This window comes from Neoroseomonas rubea (genome assembly GCF_016106015.1).
Taxonomy (GTDB): Bacteria; Pseudomonadota; Alphaproteobacteria; order Acetobacterales; family Acetobacteraceae; genus Neoroseomonas; species Neoroseomonas rubea.
The window spans coordinates 1-9,881 of record NZ_JACADQ010000143.1 but is presented as its reverse complement, the minus strand read 5'-3'; the positions used below and the strand labels follow the sequence as shown (position 1 = coordinate 9,881).

At 71.0% G+C, this 9,881-nt stretch carries 11 protein-coding genes; 5 read left to right on the top strand and 6 right to left on the bottom strand.

The features are described 5' to 3' along the window. Nucleotides 1-62: 62 nt before the first annotated feature. From HW577_RS14260 to HW577_RS14235, 6 genes are all read right to left on the bottom strand, one after another. Nucleotides 63-782: a maleate cis-trans isomerase family protein gene (locus tag HW577_RS14260; protein ID WP_198376805.1), complete on the bottom strand. Its 720-nt coding sequence runs from the start codon at nt 780-782 to the stop codon at nt 63-65. Then, nucleotides 779-1,612: an ABC transporter permease gene (locus HW577_RS14255; protein WP_198376804.1), complete on the bottom strand. Its 834-nt coding sequence runs from the start codon at nt 1,610-1,612 to the stop codon at nt 779-781. Before HW577_RS14255 ends, HW577_RS14260 begins: the two co-directional genes overlap by 4 nt. After that, nucleotides 1,602-2,420 carry an ABC transporter ATP-binding protein gene (locus HW577_RS14250; protein WP_198376803.1) on the bottom strand — a complete coding sequence of 273 codons (819 nt, stop codon included), beginning with the start codon at nt 2,418-2,420 and terminating at the stop codon, nt 1,602-1,604. The genes HW577_RS14255 and HW577_RS14250 overlap by 11 nt, the downstream gene beginning before the upstream one ends. Before the next feature lie 131 nt (nt 2,421-2,551). Continuing rightward, entirely contained in the window at nt 2,552-3,574 is a 1,023-nt protein-coding gene (locus HW577_RS14245; RefSeq protein WP_198376802.1) for an ABC transporter substrate-binding protein, read from the bottom strand. A gap of 133 nt (nt 3,575-3,707) precedes the next feature. Further along, the gene (locus HW577_RS14240; protein WP_232474935.1) at nt 3,708-4,235 is read right to left on the bottom strand and encodes a hypothetical protein; all 528 of its coding nucleotides are present in this window, start codon (nt 4,233-4,235) and stop codon (nt 3,708-3,710) included. A gap of 341 nt (nt 4,236-4,576) precedes the next feature. Continuing rightward, complete coding sequence (locus HW577_RS14235; protein ID WP_198376800.1) at nt 4,577-5,086, bottom strand: YqhA family protein; 510 nt, start codon at nt 5,084-5,086, stop codon at nt 4,577-4,579. Nucleotides 5,087-5,143: 57 nt separating this feature from the next. Between HW577_RS14235 and HW577_RS14230 the strand changes: the two genes are divergently transcribed. The 5 genes from HW577_RS14230 to HW577_RS14210 all read left to right on the top strand — a co-directional run. After that, nucleotides 5,144-5,500, top strand: a complete 357-nt coding sequence (locus tag HW577_RS14230) for a RidA family protein (protein WP_198376799.1) — start codon at nt 5,144-5,146, stop codon at nt 5,498-5,500. After that, entirely contained in the window at nt 5,497-6,447 is a 951-nt protein-coding gene (locus tag HW577_RS27060; protein WP_198376798.1) for an ion channel, read from the top strand. Before HW577_RS14230 ends, HW577_RS27060 begins: the two co-directional genes overlap by 4 nt. 129 nt (nt 6,448-6,576) lie before the next feature. Beyond that, nucleotides 6,577-7,569: an NAD-dependent epimerase/dehydratase family protein gene (locus HW577_RS14220; protein WP_198376797.1), complete on the top strand. Its 993-nt coding sequence runs from the start codon at nt 6,577-6,579 to the stop codon at nt 7,567-7,569. A 10-nt stretch (nt 7,570-7,579) separates the two neighbouring features. Next, nucleotides 7,580-8,722 (top strand): DegT/DnrJ/EryC1/StrS family aminotransferase, encoded by a 1,143-nt coding sequence (locus tag HW577_RS14215; RefSeq protein WP_198376796.1) that lies wholly within the window; start codon nt 7,580-7,582, stop codon nt 8,720-8,722. A gap of 303 nt (nt 8,723-9,025) precedes the next feature. Then, a partial coding sequence (locus HW577_RS14210; protein WP_198376795.1) for a glycosyltransferase family 2 protein occupies nt 9,026-9,881 on the top strand: 856 nt, incomplete at its 3' end.

Here is a 9,881-nt window from a genome sequence, read left to right as displayed (position 1 = left end):
GCCGCACGCTGGTGCGGCGCGCCATGCCGCCGGCCCGAAGGGTGCCCCCGGTGGCCCGCGATTCAGCCGATGGCGGCCAGCGCCCCGAGCGACGCCACCCGCGACGGCGCCGCGCCTGCCGCGCGTAGCGCGCCCCACAGCGCGACCGCGACGGAATCGAGCACCGGCACCGCGGTGACCTCGGCGGCGGCCTTCAGGCCGCGGAAATTCGTGCAGTGGATGGCGATGGCGTCGCAGCCTTCCGCCGCGACCTCCGCCGTCAGGCGCGCGACGAGATCGTCCGCATGCTCGGCGAAGGAGTAGTTGCCGGGATCCTCCAGATGCCGCTCCGGCCCGGGATCGAAGCCTGCTTCCGCCAGGTTCGCGAGGATCGCCGCCTGCACGCTGCCGAGATAGGGGGTGACCAGCCCGACGCGCCGGGCGCCGAGCGCGCGCAGCGCGTCATGCAGCGCGAGCGTCGCGGTCGTCGCGGGGATGCCCGTCGCGGCCGTGATGGCGGCGCAGAGCGCGCGGTCGGCATCCAGCCCGAGCCAGGCGCCCGAGGTGCCGTTCCAGCAGATGGCGTGCACCTTGGCATCGGCCAGCATTTCCGCCGCCGCGACCATGGGGGCCGCGTCGAACTGCCCGGTCGAGCCGCCCTCGAGCGTGATCGAGAGCACGCGCAGGCGCTGGAAATGCGCGGTGATGTCGGGCGTGCCCGCCAGCAGCGCCGCGGTCGCCGGTTCAAGCACGGTGTTGGAGGAGGGTGTCAGCATGCCGAGCCGGATGGCCGGCGGGCTCATCCCCCCGTCGCGAGCCTCGGATCGTTCTGCCCGCGCGTCGCCCATCCCGTCGTCCGCTCCTCGATCGTCACTGCAACCCAGTACATCGCCACACCCATCACGCCCGTGACGATCAGGCCGGCGAAGACCAGCGGCACGTCGAATCGGGAGGAGGCGACGAGCATCAGATGCCCGATCCCCTCATTCGCCGCCACCGTTTCACTGATGATGGAGCCCACGAAGGCGACGGTGATGGCGACCTTCAGGGAGGCGAAGAAGTACGGCATGGCCCGCGGCAGGCCGACCTTGGTGATGATGTCCCGCGGCTTGGCGCCCAGCGCGCGCAGCACGTCGCGCAACTCCGGTTCCACCGTCGCGATGCCCGTCGCGACATTCACCACGATCGGGAAGAAGGAGATCAGGAAGGCGGTCAGCACGGCCGGCCAGAAGCCCGCGCCGAACCAGATCACCAGGATCGGCACGACGGCGACCTTGGGCACCGAGTTGAAGGCGATGAGCAGCGGATAAAGTCCGCGATAGATCAGGACGGAGGACCCGATCGCGACGCCGAGCGCGAGGCCGAAGACCACCGCCATCAGGAAGCCGATCACGGTCGTGACCAGCGTCGCCCAGGCGTTGGACAGCAGGGGCTGCCACCACTTGCCCATGCTTTCGGCGATCAGGGTGGGTGCCGGCAGGATGAAGGGCTGGATGGAGAAGGCGCGGACCAGGACTTCCCACACCAGGAACATCCCCGCGATCACCAGCCAGGGCAGGGCGCGTTCCAGCCGGCGGCGCCGGCGGGCGGCGTCGGCCAGGGCTTCCGCGCTGCGCGGGGCGTCAGCGGGCATCTTCGGCGGCCTCCGCCTTGCGCGCGTCCGAGATGCGGTCGCGCAATTCGTGCACGATCGCCTGGAACTCCGCCTGGTAGGTCAGGTCCAGGCTGCGGCGGCGGGGATAGGGCACTGTGCGCTCCGCGATGATGCGCCCGGGGCGCGAGGACATGATCAGCACCCGGTCCGAGAGATAGACCGCTTCCTTCAGGTCGTGGGTGACGAGGATGACCGTCGGCTTGCGCGCGATCCAGACATCCTGGAGCACGTCCCACAGATCCTCCCGCGTGAAGACGTCGAGCGCGCCGAAGGGCTCGTCCAGCATCAGCAGGCGCGGGTCGTGGATCAGCGCGCGGCAGAGCGAGGCGCGCTGCTGCATCCCGCCCGAAAGCTGCCAGGGGAACTTCGCCTCGAACCCCGCCAGCCCCACCAGCTTGAGCAGGTCGCGGGCCTTGCGCTCATACATGCCGCGCTGGGCGCGGAGTTGCTTGCGGTGCGGCTGCACCACCTCGAGCGGCAGCATGACGTTGTCGAGGATGTTGCGCCACGGCAGGAGCGTGGGGTTCTGGAAGGCCATCCCCGCGATCGAGAGCGGCCCGGCGACTTCCCCCCCGCCCACGATCACCGTCCCTTCGGTCGGCGGCCAGAGACCCGTGACGAGGCGCATCAGGGTGGACTTGCCGCAGCCCGATGGCCCGACGACGGCGACGAACTCCCCCTCCCCGACATCGAGGCTGCATTGGCGGAGGGCGAGCGTGCCCTCCACGCCGCCATAGCGCATGGCGACGTTGTCGATCTGGACGAAGGGGCGGGCGGCAAGGGTCATGGGATTGGTCCTGGCACGTGGCGTGCCGGAAGAAGACGGGGGGAGAAGGGAACTTCTCCCCCCGGCCCCCCCTCAACCTTCCTTGTCTCCTGGAGACTGACAGCGGGAGAGGTTCTCCTCCCCCGCCCTTGTCAGATCGCGCGATCCGCGGCGGGCGGCAGGAAATCCGGCGTGTAGATCTGGCTTGCCTGCAGCCGCGGCTGGAGGTTGTAGGCTTCCTCCACCGCCCTGATGCCCGTCTGCAGCCGCGTCATGTCGACGCTGGACAGGCCGTTGGCGCGCACATGGTCGCTCATGATCACGCGCTCGAGGTTGAGCTGGTGGCGCTCGCGCTCCAACGCGACATCGGTCAGCGGCTCGACGCGGCGAAGCGTGTCGATCATCTCCTGGCCGTTGCGGACCGTCTCGCGGAAGCCCTTCATCAGGGCGGCGGCGGCGCCGCGGACGATGGCCGGGTTGCGCTCGAGGAAGGCGCGGGTGGTCAGGATGGCGCCGCCATACAGGTTCAGCCCGTGGTCGTAGTACATCATGACCCGCTGCGCCGGGTGGTCGAGCCCGATGCCCTTGAGCGCGAGCGCGGAGGTGGTGACGAAGCCCGTGACGCCATCGGCCTCGCGGCGGACCAGCATGGGTTCGCGCAGCGCGGGGGTGACGGAGATGAAGGTCACGCGGCTGGCATCGATGCCGGCGGCCTTGGCGAAGGCGGGGAACAGCTGCCGTCCCGCGTCGAAGTCGGGTGCGGCGAGCCGCTTGCCTTCCAGGTCCTTGGGCGTGCGGATCGGCCCATCGGCGCGGACGATGGCGCAGAGCGGGCTCCGGTCGTGCAGCACGGCGACGGCGACGATGCCGCGGTCGGGGTTTTCCGCCATGAAGCGGATGGCCGGGTTCAGGTCGGCATAGCCCATATCGTAGGAGCCGCCGGCGAGCGCCACCGGTACGCCGCCCGAACCCTGGCCACGGTCGATCGTCACGTCGATGCCGGCTTCGCGGAAATAGCCCTTCTCGCGGGCGAGCAGCGCGAAGGCGTTGGGCGACTGGAAGGCCCAGTCGAGCGTCAGGCGCAACCTTTGCGCCTGGGCGCGCGCCACATGGGGGGCGGCGAGGATGGCGCCCGCCGCGAGGAGGGCGGTGCGCCGCGTGAAGCCTGGGACCATCGGTTCTGTCTCCCTGAACGCCTGTTGCCGGCATTCTGTGCGGCAAGGCGACGGGGGAGGGCAAGGGCGGCAAGTGACCAGGGCGGCTGCCCGTGAGCGAATCTGCCCAACCCTTGCGCGGCGCTGCCCGGATTCAGGGCGGAACCATGAAGGCGGCGGCCGCGGAGGCGCGGCGGAGCAGCGACCGCATCGCCGGGTTCGCGTGCCCCTCATGCGCGGTCAGCGCCTCGATCGGGCAGAAATACTCGTGCGGGTGAGGCACCTGGTGGCGGGCGAAGCCGTCATACTGGTCCCGCTGCAGGCCATAGAGCACCCGCAGGTCGCGCACCGGGAGAGTCAGCCCGGCCGCCGGCGTGGCCGTAAGGAAGGGAATGATCGCCCAGCGCGGCGTCGTGTCGTTCGCCTGCAACGGCGCGAGCAGCCAGGCCAGCGGGCAATGGGCCAGCAGCGCGACGGTCGACGGCGCGAAGCGGGACCGCTTGTCGAGCAGGTTCTGGTAGGTCGAGCAGGCCTCGATGCAGAGGATGTCCGCATAGGGGTCCTCCGCCGTGCCGCCGAAATGCAGCCAGAGCCCGTCCGGGATCGTCCGCATCCGGTCGGAGCCGGGGATCTTGAGGTAGGGCTGGGCGATCGGCTCGCCTTCGCTTGGTCGCCCGCGCATCCAGGCGCCCTCCTCGCCGAGGGCGGAGGCGCCGGGGGGCCGCTGGGGCCAGGTCCGGAGACGGTCGCGGACGACATTGTCGAGGCGCTTGGGGCTTCGCGCCGACGGGCCGAATGCGCTCATGGCTGGCGTTCAGTGTCCTGTTATCAACCTATAGGCGAATATCAATGCGCGACATTCTCGCAAGGCAAGCAGAATCGAATCCGAAACGAAGGTCATTTCCGCATTTCACGAAAGAAAAACGCGAGTCGGACGGGCATCTTCGGGGCCTGACCTCATGTGTCGCGTGAAGTCGGCAGGCTAAGGGATTCCGCGGATTCATCCCGTCGCGGCGCAGCCTTCTACTCCTTGCCGGACGCCTTCGTCCCCGCCGCGATGCGGTCCGTGATCGCCAGCACCAGCGCGCCCACCAGGAACACCATGTGCAGCCCCAGCGCCCAGGCCAGGGTCCGGTCGGTATAGCCGTCGCCGCGCATGAACATCTGCAGCAGCTGGATCGAGGAGATCGCGACGATCGACCCCGCCAGCTTCACCTTGAGGTTCCCCGGGTCGAGCTTGCGGATCCACGACATCCCCTCCGCCTTCGTCCCTTCCCCGAAGGGCTGCACCAGGCTGTCCCAGGAGGCGAGGATGACCATCACCACCAGCGCCGCGACCAGCGTCCAGTCGAGCAAATGCAGCAGGTCGAGCAGCGCCTGGTCCTCCGGCGCGCTGAACACGGTGGTGCCGAACTTCCAGAGCTTCGTCAGGTAGCGCAGGGCGAACAGCCCGAGCGCCACCGTCAGCCCGATCAGGAAGACCGCGGCGAGCCACCGGCTGGCCAGAATGAGGTTGGCGAGAATCGGCCGCATGGGATGAACCTCCGCTGGCGCATATGGCCGATCTGCGGCCTGGAAGGGAGTGACGACATGATGATCCGGCGACTGGCGGAGGAGGGGCGCCTGTCCGGCGCGGTGGTCGCCGGGGGATTCGTCTGGCTGGCAGGCCAGGTGGCGGACGATGCGACGCTCGATGCCGAGGGCCAGACCGCGGACATCCTGCGCCAGATCGACACCCTGCTGGCCGAGGCCGGGACAGACAAGCGCGCGCTGGTCTCCGTGACGGTGGTGCTGGCCGACATCCGCGACGCGCCGGCGATGAACCGGGCCTGGGATGCCTGGCTCGACCCCGCGAACAAGCCGGCGCGCATGACGATCGAGGCGCCGCTCGTCGATCCCGCCTGGAAGGTCGAGATCACCGGCGTGGCGCTGGCGCCGGCGGCGTGAGCGCGGCCGCCCCGCCGCGCCGCCTGCCGCAGGGCTGGTTGCGCTCGGTCGCGATGACGCTCGGCTTCGGGCTGCTTGTCGCGGGCGGCGTGGCGGACCAGGGGACGATCTTCCCCTTCATGGTCATCGGAGTCGCGGCGCTCGGCCTCGGCACGCTCTACCTGCTGTTTCCGCACGGGCTGCATTTCGCCTTCGGCACCTCGGCCGGGCTCGCGGTCTATGCCTGCCTGTACGCCGTGATGGGCCGCGCGGGCTTTCCCGAGGCGCCGGGGCCGGCGCGCGCGATCGCCTTCCTGCTGCCCGTCTTCGCCTTCCTTGTCGCTGTCTGGCGACGGCGGCGCACGTTGCGCATGGTGGCGGAGCAGGAGCACCCCTTCGACCTCGGCCACCTGCCGCGCATGGCGCGCTGGCTCGTCCCGGTCTGGGCGGTGGGCGCCTTTTCATTGGCGCTGCCGGTCAACCGGCTGCCGGTGTTCGACCAGGGGGCCGCGCTGATCGGCGCCATGGGCGTGATCGCGGTGATCGTCGCCGCGTCCGTCGGCGGCGTGGTGCGCCTGCTGACCGACATGGCGCTGATCACCGAGGAGCTGGCCGGGCGCGCATCCCGCATCCTGGTGCCGGTCGTCGCCTTCCTGGCGATGTACGCGATGCTGGTGATCGTCTTCGCCTGCCTCTACCGGATCGCGCAGGGCCTCTCGATGGTGCCGCTGTTCCACGGACCGCAGGGGCCGGTGCCGCTGCCCTTCCCGGATGCGCTCTATTTCAGCCTCGTCACCCAGGCGACGGTCGGCTACGGGGACGTCACGCCGCATGACGACGGCATCCGGCTGCTCACCTCGATCCAGGTGGTCGCCGGCCAGGTGCTTCTGCTCTTCGGCTTCGCCGAGATCATGCGCACCCGGCGGGTGCTCGGCGCCGACCATGGCGCCCGGCGACAGGGGGACTGATCGGACCGGCGTGCGCGCGGCGCGGGAATCGCGTATCCCGCGGGCGCATCGCAATGCGGCCCCGGGCGCGGCGACATTCCGCCGCATTCCGGGGCCACCGTCGCGATACTCGAAAGGATCGACCGCAGGATGGTAACCCCTGGCTTATGGCGTGGCCGCCGCGTGCTGGTGACGGGCGGCGCGGGCTTCCTCGGCTCGAACCTCTGCCATGCGCTGGCCGGGCTCGGGGCGCGCGTCACCGCGCTCGATGCCATGATGCCCGATGGCGGCGCCTCGGCCCGCAACCTCGAAGGCGCGGGCGTGCTGCTGGTGCGCGGGGACATCCGCGACACGGAACTCCATTCCCTCTGCGAGGGCGTGGACGTGCTGTTCAACATGGCCGCCCAGACCAGCCACATGGGCGGGCAGAAGGACCCGGTCGCGGACATCGCCATCAACGCTGTCGCCCAGGTCCGGCTGATCGGCGTGATGCGCGAGGTGGCGCCGAAGGCGGCGGTGGTGCACGCCTCCACCCGCCAGTTCTACGGCCGCCCGCGCAGCCTGCCGGTCGACGAACTGCACCCGGTCAATCCGCCCGATGCCAACGGCGTGTCGAAATGGGCGGGGGAACAGTACTGGCTGCTCGAGCAGCGGGTGCATCACCGCCCGGTCGTCTCGCTGCGCCTGACCAACTGCTACGGGCCGCGGCTGCGCATCCGGGACGCGCGGCAGACCTTCCTCGGCATCTGGATCCGCCGCGTGCTGGAAGGCGAGCCCTTCGAGGTCTGGGGCGGCGCCCAGCTGCGCGACCTGACCTATGCCGACGACGTGACCGACGCCTTCCTGATTGCCGCCGAGAAGTCCTCGCAACCGGCGCTGGCCGGCCAGGTCTTCAACATCGGCGGGAGCCCGCCCGTCTCGCTCACCGACCTCGCGCAGCGCCTGATCGCCGCGAATGGCGGGCAGGGGTCCTTCGTGACGAAGGAATTCCCGGCCGACCGCGCGCCGATCGACATCGGCTCCTACGCCGCCGACGACCGCGCCTTCCGAAACGCTTCAGGCTGGGCGCCGAAGGTCGACCTGGATGAGGGGCTCTCCCGCTCCCTCGCATGGTATCGTCCCCGCCTCGCCGACTATCTGTAAGGCCACGCCCATGAACGCGCCCACCCTCGCCATGATCCCCCAGGCCGACCCCGGCGCCGGCTACCGCGCCCAGAAGGCCGAGATCGACGCCGCCGTCCAGCGTGCCCTGGAGAGCGGCTGGTACATCCTCGGCAAGGAAGGCGCGGCCTTCGAGGCCGAGTTCGGCGCCTGGCTCGGCGAAGGCCAGCACGCCGTCGGCTGCGCCAATGGCACGGATGCGCTCGCGTTGATTCTGCGCGGCCTCGGCATCGGGCCCGGCATGACGGTCGTGACCGTCTCCCACACCGCGGTCGCGACGGTCGCGGCGGTGGAGATGGTGGGGGCGACGCCGCTGCTGCTCGACATCGACCCCGACACCTACACCATGGACCCGGACGAGCTGCTGAGCGTGCTCGACCATCCGCCTCCGGGCCTGCCGCCGATCCGCGCCGTCATCCCCGTCCACATCTACGGCCAGGCGGTGGACCTTGCGCCGATGCTCGAGGCCTGCGCGGCGCGCGGCATCCCGCTGATCGAGGATTGCGCGCAGTGCCATGGCGCGACGCTGGGCGGGGCGAAGCTCGGCACGCTCGGCACGGCGGCGGCCTTCAGCCTGTATCCGACGAAGAACCTCGGCGCGCTCGGTGATGGCGGCGTGCTCGCCACGCGGGACGCGGCGCTGGCCGAGCGCATCGCCGCCATCCGGCAGTATGGCTGGAAGGAACGCTACATCTCCTCGATGGTCGGCGTGAATTCCCGGCTGGACGAGGTGCAGGCGGCGATCCTGCGGGTGAAGCTGACCGCGCTCGATGCCGGCAATGCGCGCCGGCAGGCGATCGGCGCGGCCTATGACGCGGCGCTGGCCGGCGGCCCGATCGCCCCGCCCGCGCGCCGGCCCGGTGCTGCGCATGTCTTCCACCAGTATGTGCTGCGCAGCGAGCATCGCTCCGAGCTGCAGGCGCGCCTCAAGGCGCAAGGCATCGGCACCGGCATCCACTATCCCGTGCCCGTCCATCTGCAATCCGCCTACAAGGACCGCACGCCCCTCGGCCCCGCCGGCTGCGCCGAGACGGCGAAGGCGGCGGAGGAAGTCCTCAGCCTTCCCATGTATCCCGAACTGACGGACGGGCAGGTGGAGCGGATCTGCGCCGCGCTGCGTGGCCTCGCCGGCTGACGCGTCGGGCGTCGGCCGCGCGCCCGACCGGTCGCGACATGCCGGCCAGGCAGCGGCGCGTCCTTCGTGCGGCTGGCGCGATGAGTCGCGGAACGGCGGGCCGTGCGGGCGCATGGCGTGATTCGGGCCGGTGCCGGCGGTTGGCCTCGGCCTTGCGGGCGGGGCGCCGGCCTGTCGTGCGGGCTGTCCGGGCCACGGCATGCCCGCCCACCGGATGAGATCGACCGTCCTGTCCCGCCGTGATCGCCGTCGCCTGTCGGGCGTGGCGTGCGGTCCGCGGAAACCGCGCTAGACTTCGACAAGATGAGTTCGGCTTTCCTGTCCCGCGTCACGGCGATTACCGTCGCGCATGAAAGCGCCTCGGCGCTGACCGGCTTCCTCGCCGCCCTGCCGGCCGGGCTGCGCCTCATCCTCGTCGACAATGCGAGCACCGATGGCGGCGCGCTGCTCGCCCGCGCCGCCGGTGCCGAGGTGATCCGCTGCGAGGCCAATCGCGGCTTCGGCGCCGGCTGCAATCTCGGCCTCGATGCCGTTGCGACCGAGTTCGCGCTGCTGGTGAACCCCGACGCACGCCTCTCGGCCGAGGCCGTCGCGACGCTGGTCGCCGCCGCCGATGCGTGGCCGGACGCGGCGATCCTCGCGCCGATCATCCTCGACCGCGAAGGCGGCCGTGTCCGTTCATGGGATGCGGGTCAGGCGATGCGGCGGCGGATGCCGCGCCGGCGCGGTGAGGAACCCTGGCCCGAGGGCCCGCTCTGCGCCCAATTTCTCTCCGGCGCCTGCCTGCTGCTGCGGATCTCCGCGGGCCTGCGCTTCGACGAAGGCTTCTTCCTCTATTTCGAGGATGACGATCTCTGCGCCGCGGCGCGGGCGTGCGGGCACGGCCTCGTCCTCGTGCCGGCGGCCGAGGTGCTGCACGAGGGCGGCCGGTCGAGCGCGCCCTCCGCGGCGATCGACCGGCTCAAGGCGCGCCACATGGCCTGGTCGCGGCTGCGCTTCCTCGCCAAGCGGGAAGGGGCGACGGAAGCGCGGCGCGAAGGGCTGCGCCAGGCGCGGCGGCTGCTCGGCAAGGCGGTCGGCCACGCGCTGAGCGGGCAGGGCACCAAGCTGCGGCGCGACATCGCGGCGCTGGCGGGGACCGTGGCCTGGCTGCGCGGCC

Excerpts from the sequence above, each read along its gene's own strand:
- HW577_RS14260 (WP_198376805.1), bottom strand. The coding sequence starts at position 782 with ATGAGCCCGCCGGCCATCCGGCTCGGCATGCTGACACCCTCCTCCAAC.
- HW577_RS14255 (WP_198376804.1), bottom strand. The coding sequence starts at position 1,612 with ATGCCCGCTGACGCCCCGCGCAGCGCGGAAGCCCTGGCCGACGCCGCC.
- HW577_RS14250 (WP_198376803.1), bottom strand. The coding sequence starts at position 2,420 with ATGACCCTTGCCGCCCGCCCCTTCGTCCAGATCGACAACGTCGCCATG.
- HW577_RS14245 (WP_198376802.1), bottom strand. The coding sequence starts at position 3,574 with ATGGTCCCAGGCTTCACGCGGCGCACCGCCCTCCTCGCGGCGGGCGCC.
- HW577_RS14240 (WP_232474935.1), bottom strand. The coding sequence starts at position 4,235 with ATGCGCGGGCGACCAAGCGAAGGCGAGCCGATCGCCCAGCCCTACCTC.
- HW577_RS14235 (WP_198376800.1), bottom strand. The coding sequence starts at position 5,086 with ATGCGGCCGATTCTCGCCAACCTCATTCTGGCCAGCCGGTGGCTCGCC.
- HW577_RS14230 (WP_198376799.1), top strand. The coding sequence starts at position 5,144 with ATGATGATCCGGCGACTGGCGGAGGAGGGGCGCCTGTCCGGCGCGGTG.
- HW577_RS14220 (WP_198376797.1), top strand. The coding sequence starts at position 6,577 with ATGGTAACCCCTGGCTTATGGCGTGGCCGCCGCGTGCTGGTGACGGGC.
- HW577_RS14215 (WP_198376796.1), top strand. The coding sequence starts at position 7,580 with ATGAACGCGCCCACCCTCGCCATGATCCCCCAGGCCGACCCCGGCGCC.